General features: G+C 59.5%; 17 protein-coding genes and 1 tRNA gene. 12 read left to right on the top strand and 6 right to left on the bottom strand.

Annotated features, from left to right (window positions below; translation table 11 throughout):
* Positions 1 to 12 precede the first annotated feature (12 nt).
* From HU762_RS17965 to HU762_RS17955, 3 genes are all read right to left on the bottom strand, one after another.
* The gene (locus tag HU762_RS17965) at positions 13 to 384 is read right to left on the bottom strand and encodes a hypothetical protein (protein WP_186639388.1); all 372 of its coding nucleotides are present in this window, start codon (positions 382 to 384) and stop codon (positions 13 to 15) included.
* A gap of 173 nt (positions 385 to 557) precedes the next feature.
* On the bottom strand, positions 558 to 899 hold the full coding sequence (locus HU762_RS17960; protein ID WP_186639262.1) for a hypothetical protein: 342 nt from the start codon (positions 897 to 899) through the stop codon (positions 558 to 560).
* Between the two features lie 170 nt (positions 900 to 1069).
* Positions 1070 to 2248, bottom strand: a complete 1179-nt coding sequence (locus tag HU762_RS17955) for a XylR family transcriptional regulator (protein WP_186639260.1) — start codon at positions 2246 to 2248, stop codon at positions 1070 to 1072.
* Positions 2249 to 2403: 155 nt separating this feature from the next.
* On the opposite strand from HU762_RS17955, the gene xylA reads away from it, so the two are divergent.
* The 6 genes from xylA to leuD all read left to right on the top strand — a co-directional run bounded on the left by xylA (position 2404) and on the right by leuD (position 9870).
* A complete protein-coding gene (gene xylA, locus HU762_RS17950) occupies positions 2404 to 3720 on the top strand; it encodes a xylose isomerase (protein WP_186639258.1) in 1317 nt (438 codons plus the stop codon).
* Positions 3721 to 3912: 192 nt separating this feature from the next.
* Positions 3913 to 4914, top strand: coding sequence for a D-xylose ABC transporter substrate-binding protein (gene xylF / locus HU762_RS17945; protein ID WP_186639256.1), 1002 nt, complete (start codon positions 3913 to 3915; stop codon positions 4912 to 4914).
* An 82-nt stretch (positions 4915 to 4996) separates the two neighbouring features.
* Positions 4997 to 6553: a D-xylose ABC transporter ATP-binding protein gene (xylG, locus tag HU762_RS17940; protein ID WP_186639255.1), complete on the top strand. Its 1557-nt coding sequence runs from the start codon at positions 4997 to 4999 to the stop codon at positions 6551 to 6553.
* The gene (locus tag HU762_RS17935) at positions 6554 to 7690 is read left to right on the top strand and encodes a sugar ABC transporter permease (protein ID WP_186639253.1); all 1137 of its coding nucleotides are present in this window, start codon (positions 6554 to 6556) and stop codon (positions 7688 to 7690) included.
* Positions 7691 to 7839: 149 nt separating this feature from the next.
* On the top strand, positions 7840 to 9261 hold the full coding sequence (gene leuC / locus HU762_RS17930) for a 3-isopropylmalate dehydratase large subunit (protein WP_186639251.1): 1422 nt from the start codon (positions 7840 to 7842) through the stop codon (positions 9259 to 9261).
* Between the two features lie 3 nt (positions 9262 to 9264).
* Positions 9265 to 9870, top strand: coding sequence for a 3-isopropylmalate dehydratase small subunit (gene leuD, locus HU762_RS17925; protein ID WP_186639249.1), 606 nt, complete (start codon positions 9265 to 9267; stop codon positions 9868 to 9870).
* A 123-nt stretch (positions 9871 to 9993) separates the two neighbouring features.
* Here leuD and HU762_RS17920 read toward each other — a convergent pair whose 3' ends face one another.
* Positions 9994 to 10665, bottom strand: coding sequence for a Bax inhibitor-1/YccA family protein (locus HU762_RS17920; RefSeq protein ID WP_186609995.1), 672 nt, complete (start codon positions 10663 to 10665; stop codon positions 9994 to 9996).
* A gap of 124 nt (positions 10666 to 10789) precedes the next feature.
* Between HU762_RS17920 and HU762_RS17915 the strand changes: the two genes are divergently transcribed.
* From HU762_RS17915 to HU762_RS17905, 3 genes are all read left to right on the top strand, one after another.
* Positions 10790 to 10877, top strand: a tRNA-Ser gene (locus HU762_RS17915).
* A gap of 122 nt (positions 10878 to 10999) precedes the next feature.
* Positions 11000 to 11854, top strand: a complete 855-nt coding sequence (locus tag HU762_RS17910) for a prohibitin family protein (protein ID WP_186639386.1) — start codon at positions 11000 to 11002, stop codon at positions 11852 to 11854.
* Between the two features lie 264 nt (positions 11855 to 12118).
* Positions 12119 to 13912: a DAHL domain-containing protein gene (locus HU762_RS17905; protein WP_186639248.1), complete on the top strand. Its 1794-nt coding sequence runs from the start codon at positions 12119 to 12121 to the stop codon at positions 13910 to 13912.
* A 46-nt stretch (positions 13913 to 13958) separates the two neighbouring features.
* Here the strand turns inward: HU762_RS17905 and HU762_RS17900 are convergent, their stop codons facing one another.
* Together HU762_RS17900 and HU762_RS17895 are read right to left on the bottom strand one after the other, a co-directional pair.
* The gene (locus tag HU762_RS17900; protein WP_186609993.1) at positions 13959 to 14150 is read right to left on the bottom strand and encodes a DUF2188 domain-containing protein; all 192 of its coding nucleotides are present in this window, start codon (positions 14148 to 14150) and stop codon (positions 13959 to 13961) included.
* Between the two features lie 102 nt (positions 14151 to 14252).
* On the bottom strand, positions 14253 to 15152 hold the full coding sequence (locus HU762_RS17895; protein WP_186639246.1) for a polysaccharide deacetylase family protein: 900 nt from the start codon (positions 15150 to 15152) through the stop codon (positions 14253 to 14255).
* Between the two features lie 237 nt (positions 15153 to 15389).
* On the opposite strand from HU762_RS17895, the gene HU762_RS17890 reads away from it, so the two are divergent.
* The 3 genes from HU762_RS17890 to HU762_RS17880 all read left to right on the top strand — a co-directional run bounded on the left by HU762_RS17890 (position 15390) and on the right by HU762_RS17880 (position 16597).
* Complete coding sequence (locus tag HU762_RS17890; RefSeq protein WP_186609991.1) at positions 15390 to 15644, top strand: DUF6555 family protein; 255 nt, start codon at positions 15390 to 15392, stop codon at positions 15642 to 15644.
* A 155-nt stretch (positions 15645 to 15799) separates the two neighbouring features.
* Positions 15800 to 16030, top strand: coding sequence for a hypothetical protein (locus tag HU762_RS17885; protein WP_186639244.1), 231 nt, complete (start codon positions 15800 to 15802; stop codon positions 16028 to 16030).
* Positions 16031 to 16171: 141 nt separating this feature from the next.
* Entirely contained in the window at positions 16172 to 16597 is a 426-nt protein-coding gene (locus HU762_RS17880) for a hypothetical protein (RefSeq protein WP_186639242.1), read from the top strand.
* Positions 16598 to 16603 lie beyond the last annotated feature (6 nt).

Below are 16603 nucleotides of genomic sequence, written 5' to 3'. Positions count from 1 at the left end.
TCAGGGGCCAGTTTATCGAGACCCAAACGGATAATGCTCGATACGACAGGGATAGTCGTTGCCATCGCCTTTGCAAATACCATCCAGATAGCGGTATTTGATCCGGACCGTCTGGCCTTTTGCGGGCCATTGCCGGCGCGGCAGCGTGGCTTGGTAGTCGGCGGTTTCCGGGACGAAACTGAGCACCGCGCCCTCCGTCGGACATTCCACGCTGGGTGAAATCGGACGCGCTTTCAGCACCTGGACCTTAAGCTCTGGCGTGGGTCGTTTCACCACTTCGGTAACCTTCAGCTCAATTTCACAGATCTGCCACGTCGAGGCCTGCACCGGCGTGCAAAGGGCCGCAAGCGTCAAGACGAATGGCACGGCGCGCGCTGGGAGCATATTCATTTCGGTCCTTGTGATGTGCGGCGACTTTGCGTTCGCCATCCTCTCACATCCGGCACGTACGGTTCCCGTCTACAAAAAAAGCCCCGCGACCGAATGCGGTGCGGGGCAAGGGGATTGGTTGGTTGCGGCCAACCAAAGGAGCACGGTAAAAAGCGTTTACGACTTGGTCAGATGCATTCCTGTGCAGCGCGCTCGAAACTCGAAGGCACGAGATTGGAGGCCAGCAGATGGCGCTCGTAGATGAACACCTTGCCGCCGCTGCCGGCCTTGTAGGCTTCCAGGACATTGTCTGCCAGCACCTTGCTCGGCACGACGATGCGATAGCTGCGCTGGGTCTGCGAGACCAACGGGCTCAACGCGCTGTCTTGCAGCTTCGGCACGACGCATTCGGCGTATTCAGCCGGCGTCTTGCTGGTCTGCAGGGTCAGGGTCGGATCGTTCGGCGCCGAGGCACACCCCGCCAGCAGCAACGGGGAGAACGCCAGGGCAAGCAAAGACAAAGGGCGCATGGGTCGGATCCTGAAAATAAAAATACGGGGTGGCGTGTTTGATGGCGCTGATTTTCCAATGAAAGCCTGCAAAGCAGAACTTGCATTTGGTAATGGTCACTATTACTCCCAGCAATAGTTGCAAGCCGGGTAAGGATGACCAGAGCCATCTGCAGCCCTGAGTCATTTCCTCAATCAGCCTGACGCACCTGATACTCCCGAGGCGTGCAGCCGAATTCGCGGCGGAACACGGTGTGCAGGTACTGCGCCGATTTGAAACCACAATTCTGGGCGATGTCGGCAATCGGCGAGTCGGTGTTTTCCAACCCCTTGGCGGCGGCGGCCAGTTTGAAACGAAGGATTTCGTCGTGGACGCTGCAGCCCCGCTCCTTGCGAAAGTGCGATTCCAACGATGACCGCGACACCCCTACGTAAGCCGCCACCTGGGCGGTCTTGATGCCCTGGCAGGCGTATTGGCGGATGAAGAGCAGTGCCTGCATGACATAGGGGTTGCCCAATGGTTGGTGCAGGCTCGATACCTGCACATTGATCGCATCAGGCGGGATTAGAACCTGCGTGCTCGAGGACGGCATGCCATGCAGCATTTGGTGAAGCAACCGCGCGGCGGTCCGGCCCATGGTTTCGGTGCCCTGCACCACCGAACTCAGCGGCACCCGGGTCAGGCTGCGGGTCAACGGGTCGTTGTCGATGCCGATCAGGGCGACTTCTTCCGGCACGGCAATCCCGGCGGTCAGGCAGGCTTGCAACAACTGCCGGGCCCGGGCGTCGCTGACGGCGATGATGCCGATGGGCTTGGGCAGGCTTTGCAGCCAGGCAATCTGCTGCTCGACGGCGCTGTCCCAGAGTGGCGCGCTAGTGCCCATGCCGCGATAGACCTCAGCGTGCAGGCCATCGCGCTGGACCAATTGGCGAAAGGCTTTCTCCCGCTCCTGGGCCCAGCGATTGGCTTGTGCTTCGGGCAGGCTGAAGCAGGCGAAACGCGTCAACCCGGCCTCGATCAGATGCTCATAGGCCAATTTGATCAGCGCATGATTATCCGTGGCGACATAAGGAATACCCTTGGGGTAGGCGCGCTCATCCCGATACGAGCCGCCCACCGCCACCACGGGCAACTTGATCCCGGACAGCGCCTCGCCAATCAGTGGGTCGTCAAAGTCCGCAATGATCCCATCGCCCTGCCAGCGTTCGATCCCTTTCAAGCGACACAGGAAGTCTTCCTCGAGGAACAGATCCCAGGACGCGCGCGTGCTGCTCAGGTAGTTGCCGATGCCGCTGATAATGCCGCGATCATAGATCTTGCTGCCATTGAACAGCAGGGCAATGCGGTGAACGGGCGGGACGGTTTTCATGGTGTGTTCCCTATGCCGATCGACACAGACTAGGCGCGCAGGCGTTGATTCTCAATACTCAAAATCGAACTGTCTGTTGGTGATTTTCATAATCTGCACCGACAGGGGCGGCGTTAGTATCGGGACACCGCCAAGAATAAAAAGGAAACCGTCCCATGCCGTACTTCCCCGATGTCGAGACGATTCGCTATGAGGGCCCGGGCAGCGACTCCCCGCTTGCCTTCCGCCATTACGATGCCGACAAGCTGGTGCTCGGCAAACCCATGCGCGAGCACCTGCGCATGGCCGTCTGCTACTGGCACACCTTTGTCTGGCCAGGGTCCGACGTGTTCGGTGCCGGCACCTTCAAGCGCCCGTGGCAACATGCCGGGGATCCGATGGAGCTGGCGATCGGCAAGGCCGAAGCGGCGTTCGAGTTTTTCTCCAAACTGGGCATCGACTATTACTGCTTCCATGACACCGATGTCGCGCCGGAAGGCCAGTCGCTGAAGGAATACCGCAACCACTTCGCGCAAATGGTCGACCACTTGGAACGTCATCAGGAACAGAGCGGAATCAAACTGCTCTGGGGCACCGCCAATTGCTTCAGCAATCCACGCTTCGCCGCTGGCGCCGCCAGCAATCCGAACCCGGAAGTATTTGCCTGCGCCGCTGCCCAGGTGTTCAGCGCCATGAACGCCACCCAGCGCCTCAAAGGCTCGAACTACGTGCTGTGGGGCGGCCGTGAAGGTTACGAAACCCTGCTCAATACCGATTTGAAACGCGAGCGCGAACAACTGGGCCGTTTCATGCGCATGGTGGTCGATCACAAGCACAAGATCGGCTTCAAGGGTGACCTGCTGATCGAGCCCAAGCCCCAGGAACCGACGAAGCATCAATACGATTACGACAGCGCAACGGTGTTCGGCTTCTTGCAACAGTTCGGCCTGGAAAACGAGATCAAGGTCAACATCGAGGCCAACCACGCCACGCTCGCCGGGCACAGTTTCCATCATGAAATCGCCACGGCGGTCTCGCTGGGGATCTTCGGCAGCATCGACGCCAACCGTGGCGATCCGCAGAACGGTTGGGACACTGACCAGTTCCCCAACAGCGTCGAGGAAATGACCTTGGCCACCTATGAAATCCTCAAGGCCGGGGGCTTCGGCAACGGAGGATTCAACTTCGATTCCAAGGTCCGCCGGCAAAGCGTGGACGACATCGACCTGTTCCACGGTCATGTCGCGGCGATGGACGTGCTGGCGCTTTCCCTCGAGCGCGCAGCGGCGATGGTGCAGAACGACCAGTTGCAGGCATTCAAGGACCAGCGCTACGCCGGCTGGCAGCAGCCATTCGGCAAGGCCGTTCTGGCGGGCGACTTCAGCCTCGAATCGCTGGCTGAGCACGCCTTTACCAACGACCTGGATCCGCAAGCCGTCAGCGGTCGGCAGGAGATGCTCGAAAACGTCGTCAACCGGTTCATCTACCCCTGAGGGCTGTGGCGAGGGGATTTATCCCCGCTGGCCGCGAAGCGGCCCCTGCGGAGGAACGACCTTGCCAAAGCGGTTGTTACATTCGCGCGACAAATCTGTGCCCGCAACGCCGTGCAACTCTCTACAGTTCTACCGGCATCACGTTCATCGTCAGGCAGTGTCTTTCAAAAAACAATAAAAGGACGCACCACCATGAAAAGCTTCAAACGTACTCTGCTCGCCGGCGCATTGGCCCTGCTATCGCTCCCGGTCATGGCCGACGCCGCCCACCCGAAAATCGGTTTCTCCATCGATGACCTGCGCCTGGAACGCTGGTCGCGAGACCGTGACTACTTCGTCGCGGCGGCGGAAAAACTCGACGCCAAAGTCTTCGTGCAGTCGGCGGATGCCAACGAGCAAAAGCAGATTTCCCAGATCGAAAACCTGATTTCCCGCGGCGTCGACGTGATCGTCATCGTGCCGTTCAACGCCACCGTGCTGACCAACGCCGTCGCCGAAGCCAAGAAGGCCGGGATCAAGGTCGTGTCCTATGACCGACTGATCCTCAATGCCGATATCGACGCCTACATTTCCTTCGATAACGAAAAGGTTGGCGAGATGCAGGCCAGCGGTGTGCTGAAAGCAGCGCCCAAGGGCAACTATTTCCTGCTCGGTGGCGCCCCTACGGACAACAACGCCAAGATCCTCCGTGAAGGCCAGATGAAGGTCCTGCAACCGGCCATCGACAAGGGCGACATCAAGATTGTCGGCCAGCAATGGGTGAAGGAATGGAACCCCACCGAAGCCCTGAGCATCGTTGAAAACGCCCTGACCCGGAACAACAACAAGATCGATGGCATCGTCGCCTCCAACGACGCCACCGCCGGCGGCGCCATCCAGGCCCTGGCCGCGCAGAAGTTGGCCGGCAAGGTGCCCATCTCTGGCCAGGACGCCGACCTGGCGGCGGTCAAGCGCGTCATCGATGGCACGCAGACCATGACTGTCTACAAACCGCTGAAATTGATCGCCTCCGAAGCGGCCAAACTCTCGGTTCAACTGGCGCGCAACGAAAAACCCACCTACAGCTCGCAGTACGACAATGGCAACAAAAAAGTCGACACCATCCTGCTCACGCCCACCGCGCTGACCAAGGACAACATCGACCTGCTGGAAAAGGACGGGTTCTATACCAAGGCACAGATCGCCGGACAATGACCTGAGCGCACTCCCCGCGGGATCCTTATCCGTCCCGCGGGGTTGTCGTTGATGTGTGAGCCCTTTTCTACGAGCCCTCGCCATGTCCGAATATCTGTTGCAAATGAACGGCATCGTCAAGACTTTCGACGGTGTCAAAGCCCTCAATGGCATCGACATCAAGGTCAAGCCAGGTGAATGCGTCGGCCTCTGCGGCGAGAACGGCGCGGGCAAATCCACCCTGATGAAAGTCCTGTCGGCAGTCTATCCCTACGGCACCTGGCAAGGTGAGATCCTCTGGGACGGCCAGCCGCTCAAAGCCCAATCGATCAGCGACACCGAAGCCGCCGGGATCGTCATCATCCATCAGGAACTGACCCTGGTTCCCGACCTGTCGGTGGCCGAAAACATCTTCATGGGTCACGAGTTGACGCTGCCCGGCGGGCGCATGAATTACCCGGCGATGATCCACCGCGCCGAAGCCCTGATGCGCGAACTCAAAGTGCCTGACATGAACGTCTCGCTGCCGGTTTCGCAGTACGGCGGTGGCTACCAGCAACTGGTGGAAATCGCCAAGGCGCTGAACAAACAGGCGCGCCTGCTGATTCTCGATGAGCCCTCCTCGGCCCTGACCCGCTCGGAAATCGACGTGCTGCTGGACATCATCCGCGACCTCAAGGCCAAGGGAGTTGCCTGCGTCTATATCTCTCACAAGCTCGATGAAGTGGCCGCCGTGTGCGACACCATTTCAGTGATTCGCGATGGCAAACACATCGCTACCACCGCCATGGCTGACATGGACATCCCGAAGATCATCACCCAGATGGTCGGGCGGGAAATGAGCAACCTCTACCCCACCGAACCCCATGAAGTGGGCGAGGTGATTTTCGAAGCGCGCCACATCACCTGCTACGACGTCGACAATCCCAGGCGCAAACGCGTCGACGATATTTCGTTCGTGCTCAAGCGCGGGGAGATCCTCGGCATCGCCGGGCTGGTGGGCGCCGGCCGCACGGAACTGGTGTCGGCGCTGTTCGGCGCCTATCCCGGTCGTCATGAAGGCGAAGTCTGGCTGGACGGCCAGCGCATCGACACCGGCACGCCACTCAAGTCCATCCGCGCCGGCCTGTGCATGGTCCCCGAAGACCGCAAGCGCCAAGGCATCATTCCGGACCTGGGTGTCGGCCAGAACATCACCCTGGCCGTGCTGGACAACTACTCGAAACTGACCCGCATCGACGCCGAGGCCGAGCTGGGCAGCATCGACCGGGAAATCTCGCGCATGCACCTGAAGACCGCGACCCCGTTCCTGCCGATCACCAGTCTTTCCGGGGGCAACCAGCAAAAAGCCGTGCTGGCGAAGATGCTCCTGACCAAGCCCAGGGTGTTGATTCTCGACGAGCCGACCCGCGGCGTGGATGTCGGTGCCAAGTACGAAATCTACAAGCTGATGGGCGCGTTGGCGGCCGAAGGTGTGTCAATCATCATGGTGTCCTCGGAACTGGCCGAAGTGCTGGGGGTTTCCGATCGCGTGCTGGTGATCGGCGAAGGCCAGCTGCGCGGCGATTTCATCAACCAGCAATTGACCCAGGAACAGGTGCTCGCTGCCGCGCTCAGCCATCCCGAAGATCCTCACAACAATGATCGGAAGTCCGCGTAGATGAACCAGGTCAAACAACTGTTCACCCGCTACAAAATGCTTGCCCTGGTGATTGCCGTGGCGATTATCTGGCTGTTCTTCAGTTGGCAAACCGACGGTGGATTCCTGACCCCGCGCAACCTCTCCAACCTGCTGCGGCAGATGTCGATCACCGGCATCCTGGCCTGCGGCATGGTGCTGGTGATCATCAGCGGCGAGATCGATCTTTCGGTGGGCTCCTTGCTGGGCCTGTTGGGCGGGCTGGCAGCGATTCTTGACGTGGTCTACCACATTCCGCTGCTGGCGAACCTCAGCGTGGTCGCCCTGTGCGGACTGGTCATTGGCCTCGCCAACGGCTACATGACCGCCTACCTGCGCATCCCCTCCTTCATCGTGGGTCTGGGCGGCATGCTGGCGTTTCGCGGCATTCTGCTGGGCATCACCGGTGGCACCACCATCGCCCCGGTGTCGCCGGAGCTGGTTTATGTCGGCCAGGGTTATTTACCCCACGCGGCCGGCACGGGACTTGGCGTGCTGTTGTTCGCCCTGACCCTGTTTCTGACCTGGAAGCAGCGGCGCAATCGTGCCCTTCACGGCCTCGCGGCGCATTCTCTGGCGCGGGACGTGGTGCGAGTGGTGTTGATTGGCGCGGTGCTGGCCGGGTTCGTCTACACGCTCAACAGCTATGACGGGATTCCGGTTCCGGTGTTGCTGCTGCTGGTCCTGCTCGGCGTGTTCAGCTACGTGACCAGCCAGACCGTCTTCGGCCGTCGCGTCTATTCGGTGGGCAGCAACATGGAGGCCACGCGCCTGTCGGGCATCAACGTGCAGGCGGTGAAGCTGTGGATCTTCGGCATCATGGGCGTGATGTGCGCCCTCGCCGGCATGGTCAACACGGCGCGCCTGGCCGCCGGCTCACCGTCGGCCGGCAACATGGGCGAACTGGACGCCATCGCCGCCTGCTTCATCGGCGGCACCTCCATGCGCGGCGGTTCCGGTACGGTCTACGGCGCGCTGCTCGGTGCTTTGGTCATCACCAGCCTGGACAACGGCATGTCGATGCTCGACGTCGACAGCTACTGGCAGATGATCGTCAAAGGCAGCATCCTGGTCCTGGCCGTGTGGGTGGACGTCAGCACCCGCACCGGCAGGCGCTGATCACTCACCTCGGGGCGGCCTGCCCGCCGCCCCTGCCGGATGATTGATCACGACTCGTGTGCAACGCCTTCACTTTAGTGCTCTTGATGCCTGCTTGACGGTGAATATGCTGTTGGCAGGCAAGCCCCGCCAAGACAAGAAGCGCTCGAATGAACAGCCCGAGAACCCTCTATCAGAAACACATCGACAGCCATACCGTCTGCCCGCTGGACGACCAGGGTCATGTGCTGCTCTACATCGACCGTCAAGTCGCGAACGAGTACACCAGCCCGCAAGCCTTCAGCGGCCTGCGCGAAACCCGCCGCAGCGTCTGGCGGCCGAGCGCAACCCTTGCGGTGGTCGACCACGTCAACCCGACGACGCCCCAGCGCATCGCAACCATGCCGGACGCCGGCGGTGCCCGGCAGGTGTCGTACTTTGCCGAAAATTGTCGCGACTTCGGCATTGAGCTGTTCGATGTACTCGACAAACGCCAAGGCATCGAGCACGTCGTGGCCCCTGAACAAGGCTTTATCCTGCCGGGCATGGTCGTCGCCGCCGGCGATAGCCATACCACCACCTACGGCGCATTGGGAGCGTTTGGTTTTGGCATCGGCACCTCCGAAATAGAACACCTTCTGGCAACGCAGACACTGGTCTACAAGCGCTTGAAAACCCTGCGCGTCATAGTGAATGGCGAGCTCGGGGCGGGAGTCACCGCCAAGGACATCATCATGGCTTTGATTGAACAGATCGGCGCCTCCGGTGCCACCGGATATGCCATCGAATTCGCGGGCCCGGCCATTACCGCCCTGAGCGTCGAAGCCAGGATGACCATTTGCAACATGGCCGTTGAGGCCGGAGCCCGAGGCGCCTTCATGGCGCCGGATGACAAAGTCTTCGCCTACCTGCAAGCCAAGCCCCGGGCTCCCCGGGGCGAATTGTGGGAGCGGGCAGTGGCCAAGTGGCGAGCATTGCACAGCGATGAAGGCGCGGTGTTCGATCGGGAAGTGACACTCGATGTCAATGCGTTGGAACCCATGGTGACTTGGGGCACCAGCCCCGACCAGGCGTCGCCGATAGGCGCTCGCGTGCCGGACCCATCGACGCAGCCCGATCCAATCCTGCGCCAGGGCCTGCAAAGGGCGTTGGACTACATGGGCTTGACGCCAGGGATGCTGCTCAATGAGGTGGTCATCAGTCATGCGTTCATCGGCTCCTGCACCAATGCGCGTATCGAAGACTTGCGCGACGCGGCACGTGTCGTACGCGGCAAGCGCGTGGCGGCCCATGTGCGCGCGATGATCGTGCCCGGCTCCACCGCCGTGCGTGACCAGGCCGAAGAAGAAGGACTGGCCGGGATCTTCCGCGACGCCGGGTTCGAATGGCGCCAGTCGGGCTGCTCGATGTGCCTGGCGATGAACGACGACGTACTGGCCCCTGGGGATCGCTGCGCGTCCAGCACCAATCGCAACTTTGAAGGACGCCAGGGCGCAGGCGCGCGCACCCACCTGATGAGCCCGGCCATGGTCGCTGCCGCGGCGATAACCGGCCATCTGACTGACGTTCGTTCACTGCTCGCGGAGGCTTGAAGCATGCAACCTTTTGACACCGTCGCTGGCATCGCCGCCCCACTGCTGGCGGCCAACATCGACACTGACGTGATCATGCCCAAGCAGTTTCTCAAGGGCATCGACCGCCAAGGGCTGGACCGCGGCCTGTTTTTCGACCTGAGATGGCTGGAGCCTGGCGTTCCCAATCCTGATTTCGTCCTCAATAGACCCGGCTGGCGCGGGGCAACGTTTCTGGTGGTGGGCGACAATTTTGGCTGCGGCTCGAGCCGGGAACATGCTGTGTGGGGATTGAAGCAGGTGGGCATTCGGGCGCTGATCGGGACGAGCTTCGCGGGGATCTTCTACGACAATTGCCAGCGAAACGGGGTACTGCTGATTGAGCTTCCCGAGACCCGGTGGAAGAAAGTCGCGGACGTTATCAGCCAGGCCGAAACGGCGCACATCAACGTCAATTTGCCTGGCCAGTGCATTGAACTAGCGGACGGTACCGTCGTTTCGTTCGAGATCGACGGACTGCGTAAGCAATCGCTGCTGCTCGGGTTGGATGCCATTGGTGCCACGCTTCAACGCGCGGAACAGATCCGCCGCTTTGAGAGTAAGCACTTGGCGCAAAACCCCTGGTTGTGATGATTCTGTTGCCGGTCCCGCAATAACCCGAAAAAAAGGCGAAAAAAAACGGCGCCCTCCCTTTCAGGAGAGGCGCCGTTCCTCAAATCAACAGCTCACACCGAAGCAGACGCTCCATCAATATCAGTCGTCGCGACCCATCAGGCCAAACAGCTGCAACAAGCTGACAAACAGGTTGTAGATCGACACATACAGGCTGACGGTCGCCATGATGTAGTTGCGCTCGCCGCCGTGGATGATGGCGCTGGTCTGGTACAGGATGCAGACCGACGAGAACAGCACGAAGCCGGCGCTGATTGCCAGCTGGAGGCCGCTGATCTGGAAGAAGAAGCTAGCCACTACCGCGCCCAGCAACACGAAGAAACCGGCGGTGATGAAACCGCTCAGGAAACTCATGTCCTTGCGGGAGATCAGCACGTAGGCCGACAGGCCGCCGAATACCAGGGCTGTCATCGCGAAAGCCGAGCTGACCACTTCAGCGCCGCCCTGCATGCCCAGGTAACGGTTGAGGATCGGGCCAAGCAAAAAGCCCATGAAACCGGTCAGGGCAAACGCCGAAACCAGGCCCCAGGCCGAATCGCGAAGCTTGTTGGTAAGGAAGAACAGGCCGTAGAAACCGATCAGCACGACGAAGATGTTCGGGTAACCGACACGCATCTGTTGTGCGACGAAGGCCATCACACCGCTGAAAGCGAGCGTGAGTGCCAGCAGGCCATAAGTGTTGCGCAGGACGCGGCTAACCTCTAGCTGCTCAGCCTGCACGCTGTTGTTCACTGCGTAATCCTGTTCGCGCATGGCGACACTCCTCCGGTTTTGAAACATTCAGTGGCATGGATCATAACAGACGCTCTGTAACAAGCTACGTAGAGAGTTTGACAGTGTGTTTCATTCGGGTATTATGGCGCCCGCAACGCAATACGGAGGTGTGGCCGAGTGGTTTAAGGCAACGGTCTTGAAAACCGTCGACTGTAACAGGTCCATGAGTTCGAATCCCATCGCCTCCGCCATCTTCTAACGTTAGAGCCCTGAATTTTCAGGGCTTTTTCGTGTCTGGCGTTTGAAAAAACAGTGACGGTCTTCACAAAGGAAACAGTGCATGCCATCTCCAACCCCACTCAAGGAAAGTAAAGTGAACAGCAAAACCATCGGTTCGATCGCCGCTGCAATTCTCGGCGTGGTCCTGTTATGCGTGTTCTATGGCAGTTGGTACACCGTTGATGAGACCGAGCGCGGCGTGCTCTTGCGCAACGGAGCCCTGGTCGGCGTGGTTGAGCCGGGTTTGTCGTTCAAGATGCCGTTTATCGAGTCGGTCCGCTTGATCAGCACGCAAAGCCAGGTCACCTCCTACAATGACCTGCAGGCGTACAGCAAGGACCAGCAATCCGCCGAACTCAAGGTGTCGGTGTCCTGGCACATCGCGCCTTCCGATGTGGCCAAGGTCTATACCCAGTTCAAGGACCTCGAAGGCATTCGGGACCGGATGATCAGCCGACAGGTGCCGACCCAGGTCGAGAACGTGTTTGGCAAGTTCAACGCTGTCGCCGCAGTGCAGAACCGCGTTCAGTTGGTCAACGATATTTCGGCGGCAATCAAGGCGACGATTACCGGGCCGGTGATCATCGACAGCGTCCAGGTCGAGAACATCGATTTCAGCGATGCCTACGAAAAAGCCATCGAAGCGCGCATGGCGGCGGAAGTCCAGGTCAAGACCCGTGAGCAACAGCTCGCCACCGAGCAGGTCCAGGCGCAGATTCGCGTGACCCAGGCCCAGGCGGAAGCCGATTCGCAGGTTGCCCAGGCCAAGGCAGATGCCCTCGCCACTGAACTGCGCGGCAAGGCTGAAGCCGAGGCCATCAAGGCGCGCGCCCAGGCGCTGGCCAGTAACCAGAACCTGGTTGAACTGACCAAGGCCGAGCGCTGGAACGGCCAGTTGCCCACGACCATGCTGCCAAACACCGCACTGCCCTTCATCGATCTGAAGTAAGTCCTGCCCGCGCGGTCAATTCTGGCCGCGCTTCCCCTACATCGCACCACCGAGGAAACGCAGCCCCGTCTCGTTGACGCTACACTTCGGTCACTGACGCACCCGTTATTCCATCGTTAGCAGGGAGCTCGACGTGTACCCAGGCAAAAGCATACCGACGCTACTCCTCCGCTATATCCCCTGCGCAACCTATCGCCCTGATCATTTCCATTCATTGCAGAACCCTGCACGTGCTTCGACCTCCATCATGAACTGGAGAAACGCGTGACCATTCTCTTCAGAAAATACAAATGGCCCGCCTTGTTGGCCGCGGCGCTGATTGTTTTCTCGGCGCTGATTTTCTTTTTAATAAAGTCCTACACCTACGACACATCGACTTACTTCGAGTCGCGCGACTTCATTCGCCAACTCAAACAAGCCGACGCGAACTGGAACGTAAAAATCCTTCGGAAAAAAATAGGCGTCAACAACAACCTTTCGCTCACCCCGCCGCCCGAAGCGCAAAGCCGATGGGAGCAATTGGAGCGACTGAACCACTCCGGTCCGCTGGCAACGCTGTGGGCCTCAAGGCGCCAGGGCTATGTGGATGCGGTCAAGAACAAGAGCCTGTTGGTGGCGCAATTCGAGCAACACAATGCCAACTTGCGCACGTCATTGGACGCACTACCGACGGTTGAAGATCAAATACAAACCTTGCTGCAGGAGATGAAAGCCGACGGGGAGATTGCCCGCCTGACGGCAGCCTCCAATGTCCTCGACCTGGCGTTGACCACTTTAGAATACGCACTTTACGTCACCTCGGACAAAGCGGCGGAAGTACAAGACCGGTTGAACGAACTCGAACAACACATTGATTCGTTGCCCGCCTCCTCTCGCCCGACCTTTATTGCCCTGATACAGCACGTCAAGACCATCATTCAAGAGCAGCCGTTGGTCAACGACCTGCTGGATCGCATCAGCGTCATACCAGTAGCCCAGGAACTGGACAGCATCAACGAGCTGTTGAACGAAACGCAACGCCGGACGGCCGCGACAGACCGCCAGTACCATATGTACCTGGGGGTCTGCGCCAGCCTGATGGCGCTGTTAATGATTTACCTCGCCGTGCGACTGGTTCGCAGCTATTCCGTCATCAACCAGATCAACCATGAGCTGCAGGCTTCCAACGACAATCTGGAAGAGCGCGTGCAAGAGCGTACGCAGGCGTTGAAAGAGGCCGAGCGCGAGTTGGTGGATGCTGCACGCATGGCGGGCATGGCCGAGATCGCGACGAACGTCTTGCACAACGTCGGCAACGTGCTCAACAGCGTGAATATTTCAGCGGAGCTGGTGAGCCGAAAGTTGAAGAACAGCAAGACGCAGGGTTTGGGCAGAGCGGTCAGGATGATGAACGAACATACCCAGGATCTGGGCCAGTTCATCACCGAGGACGAAAAAGGCAAGCTGTTGCCCCGCTACTTCAATGAACTGGCCGACTCCGTTGCCGCCGAACAGGCGCTGCTCATTGAAGAGCTGGCGCAACTGACCAGAAGCATCGATCACATCAAGGAAATCGTCACGACCCAGCAAACCTACGCCGGGGCCGCCAGGCTGATCGAGCCACTGAGTATCACCGATCTGTTCGAAGATGCATTGCGCATGAATTCGGGCGCGCTGAGCCGGCACCATGTCACGGTGATCAAGGATTACCAGGACACACCGGTGATTCTGGGCGACAAGCACCGGTTGCTGCTGATCCTGATCAACTTGATCAGCAACGCCAAGTTCGCCATGTCCCATATCGAACCGCCTCGGGAAATGATCTTGAGCATTCGGATCGTCGAGCCGGCAACCTTATGTATATCCGTCAAGGATCGTGGCGAAGGCATCGCGCCTGAGAACTTGGCCAGGATCTTCAATCATGGGTTCACCACCCGCCAGAATGGCCACGGATTCGGCTTGCACAGTTGCGCTTTAGCGGCGGTCGAAATGAATGGCCGCCTTCATGTCCACAGTGACGGGCCTGGGCAAGGCGCGGTGTTCACCCTGGAAATCCCGCTGGACCTGGCGGTTTCCTGATTCGATAGGCAGCGCGGCGGGTTTGACTGCCCGCCGCGCTTCTCGGCTACCGAGTGTTGCCTGGCTGCACGCTACGGCGCCTCCTGGCCGGTAACGCCGCAGCATAGGCCAGCGCTTCCTCGCGCGAAGCGAAGGAGCCTAACCGGTCGGCCTGGGTACAAACCCGCCACGGGCCGCTGTTTACGCTGAGCACGTCATAACCATTGATGTGCATTTTCGTCAGCATCGCAGTACTCATGATCGTCACCTCCTGAAAAAACCGGTCTACGGCGTCTACCTTACTCCCGGTTTTCGGCCCGGTGCCTACCGAACGTCGCGCCATGTCCAGCGAGCAATCCCATCAATGGGCGTCCGAATCCCACAGCCAATCCCACAAACCAGGCAGGTGCACGGGCTGGGAGGTATTCTGGACCGTGCGCGCCATCGCAGCGCGCTCAAGGGCCTGGCTGTCGTCATAAAAAGGCTTGGCAGCCGTCTTCAGGCCGGTGTCTCGTGCACTGTCGAGCAGAATCTGCAGGTACTCACGGGCGTGGCGAGCGGTATAGCGATTGAGGTCATGGAAGGTCACCACGACCGGTATCACCCCGTCCACGGCTGGCAGTTGCCCGGCAGCGATGCGCTCACGCGCTTCGGAGAGTTGGCGTGTCAGGTTCATCCGGCGTCGCGGACTCAGGGTGATGCCCCAGACTTTTCCATCGTTGGCACTCAAGTCCGTCAGCAATACGTGCATGCCGTGCCGCTGATAGGCGGCGAAGGTGCGCCTGTCATAACTCCAGAACGGTGGCCTTACCAGGCTGGGCGGCGCGCCGGTCACTGCGCCAATATCGTTTGTGCCGTTGACGAGCGACTGCTCCAGTTCGTCAGGGTTCAGGAACCGATGATTGGTGTGCCAATGGGTCGCGGTATGAAAGCCCAGCAGGTGCCCTTCCAAGTGCTCACGACGCATGACTGAACGGCCGACGTCGCTGCCGCCGGCTCGCGGCGCACGCGTCTGGACAAAAAATATAGCCTTGATCCCTGGCTGCACCGGGTTATGCGCAAGGGCGTCCAACACATCCAGGCTAGGATTCCAGAACGACGATGCGCTGGGACCATCGTCAAAGGTCAGCAGGAAACGGATCGGAGGTTGAGCGCGCAAGCGTTGCTCGGTGTTCGGGGTCAGTTCGATGGGTGATCCAATGCAACCCGACAAACCGCTGGCGATGAATATCATGACCAGCGCCCCGACGATATTTTTCATGTTTTGCCTTTATTCAGTGCCGCAATGCGTCGCCTTCGATCCCTGGCACCCTGTTTTGAAGCTCATCTTGGAGAAGGTTAACCGGGTTTGGTTCCACACCGTGAGCACTGCCGTTGCAGGCGATGCGGCGTAAACTGGCCAAAGGCCTGCGCAGTGGGTTTTCGACCGTCTGGAAATCCGATGGAATTTTCCGAACGCCTCCGTATCCATCCGTATAGGATCAATTAGGGAGGATTTATGGGCGGTCCATCGCTTTACATCATCGACTACATGCTCCATGGCGAGCCCAAGTCTTTCATCATTCGCGCAGACTTGATGAATAACTCCGAAGCTTGGCATTGGGCCAGTTGCGACGCGGGTGTTGGGCGCATACCCAAATTCGGCAGGGAAAAGGTCAAGCGGGTATCAAAACCCATGGCGGAAAAATACGGTATTACCGATGTGCGCTGGCGAGCTTCCGTCGCGCCTTCGTGGATAAAGGAGTCCGGCTGAAACTGATATGACAGATCCTGGCGCGCCGACTGTCCAGTCGCGCGCCGGATGTTCCACAGACCAGAAATAACTCAACTACGCTTTATTGCAGCATTACCCGTCATTACCGATGGGTTTTGTGCTGCCTGATCCTCAACCTTGAATGGAGGTGTGACATGTCCGAAAAAGAGTCCATCACCACCCTGCTCACTTTGCTGGAATCGCGCCAGGCTCGGCTGACCGCAGCCTGCAAGGAAATCGCTGACTGGGTCGACCACCAGGGTGGCCACCCCGCCGCTGTCCGTATCCGCGATCGCCTCAACGACATCGAGAAAGACGCCCCTTCGATCCAGAGCGCATTGTCCTCGTTGAAGCCCACGGAGCCACCGCTACCCAAGTTTCGGTAGCGTCAGGCTGCGTTGATGATTGTTGCCTGACAGATTCACCCTACGGTCTACCGGTTGAAAAACCGATGGAACAAGGACCGTTCTTTGCGCCTCGATATTGATAGGTATGGCTGCAAAGAAACGTCGAAAGGGAGAATCCTCATGAATGCCAAAGTCCTGCTGCTGGTCGCCTGCGCAGTGCCTTCCACCGTCATGGCCCAGGGATGTGACGTCACTTCTCGGTCCCAGAGCCAAGCGGTAGCTGAAATCGAAACGCGCAGTTGTTATGAATATAAAGGCGTGCCCTCCGAGGCCATCGGCTGGTCGTGCAGCAATGAAAGCAAAGGAACCTTGAGCACCGAGAAGAAACCGGTCGAGCGCTGCGCCGAGGGCTATGTGGCGACCTGCCAGGCCCGGCTCACCCAGGAAGCCCTGGCCAATCCCCATTCAACCAGCAAGGACCGCAGCGGTGGCTCTGCCAACCTTCCGGACAATGCGCAAGTCATTTGGTACTACTACGGCGCGCAACAGCTTCAGCAAGCGCAAAAGGACTGCGAAACCACCGGCGGCCAGTGGAAAAACCGCTGACCGGGT

This window comes from Pseudomonas sp. SWRI92, assembly GCF_014268685.1.
Classification (GTDB): domain Bacteria; phylum Pseudomonadota; class Gammaproteobacteria; order Pseudomonadales; family Pseudomonadaceae; genus Aquipseudomonas; species Aquipseudomonas marvdashtae.
This window is presented reverse-complemented; position numbering and strand designations above follow the sequence as displayed.

Bases quoted from the DNA above. Each gene is read 5' to 3' on its own strand.
- xylF (WP_186639256.1), top strand. From the start codon at position 3,913: ATGAAAAGCTTCAAACGTACTCTGCTCGCCGGCGCATTGGCCCTGCTA.
- HU762_RS17895 (WP_186639246.1), bottom strand. From the start codon at position 15,152: ATGAAAAATATCGTCGGGGCGCTGGTCATGATATTCATCGCCAGCGGT.
- HU762_RS17935 (WP_186639253.1), top strand. From the start codon at position 6,554: ATGAACCAGGTCAAACAACTGTTCACCCGCTACAAAATGCTTGCCCTG.
- leuC (WP_186639251.1), top strand. From the start codon at position 7,840: ATGAACAGCCCGAGAACCCTCTATCAGAAACACATCGACAGCCATACC.
- HU762_RS17885 (WP_186639244.1), top strand. From the start codon at position 15,800: ATGTCCGAAAAAGAGTCCATCACCACCCTGCTCACTTTGCTGGAATCG.
- HU762_RS17880 (WP_186639242.1), top strand. From the start codon at position 16,172: ATGAATGCCAAAGTCCTGCTGCTGGTCGCCTGCGCAGTGCCTTCCACC.
- HU762_RS17900 (WP_186609993.1), bottom strand. From the start codon at position 14,150: ATGAGTACTGCGATGCTGACGAAAATGCACATCAATGGTTATGACGTG.
- HU762_RS17960 (WP_186639262.1), bottom strand. From the start codon at position 899: ATGCGCCCTTTGTCTTTGCTTGCCCTGGCGTTCTCCCCGTTGCTGCTG.
- HU762_RS17955 (WP_186639260.1), bottom strand. From the start codon at position 2,248: ATGAAAACCGTCCCGCCCGTTCACCGCATTGCCCTGCTGTTCAATGGC.
- xylA (WP_186639258.1), top strand. From the start codon at position 2,404: ATGCCGTACTTCCCCGATGTCGAGACGATTCGCTATGAGGGCCCGGGC.
- HU762_RS17920 (WP_186609995.1), bottom strand. From the start codon at position 10,665: ATGCGCGAACAGGATTACGCAGTGAACAACAGCGTGCAGGCTGAGCAG.
- leuD (WP_186639249.1), top strand. From the start codon at position 9,265: ATGCAACCTTTTGACACCGTCGCTGGCATCGCCGCCCCACTGCTGGCG.
- xylG (WP_186639255.1), top strand. From the start codon at position 4,997: ATGTCCGAATATCTGTTGCAAATGAACGGCATCGTCAAGACTTTCGAC.
- HU762_RS17890 (WP_186609991.1), top strand. From the start codon at position 15,390: ATGGGCGGTCCATCGCTTTACATCATCGACTACATGCTCCATGGCGAG.
- HU762_RS17965 (WP_186639388.1), bottom strand. From the start codon at position 384: ATGCTCCCAGCGCGCGCCGTGCCATTCGTCTTGACGCTTGCGGCCCTT.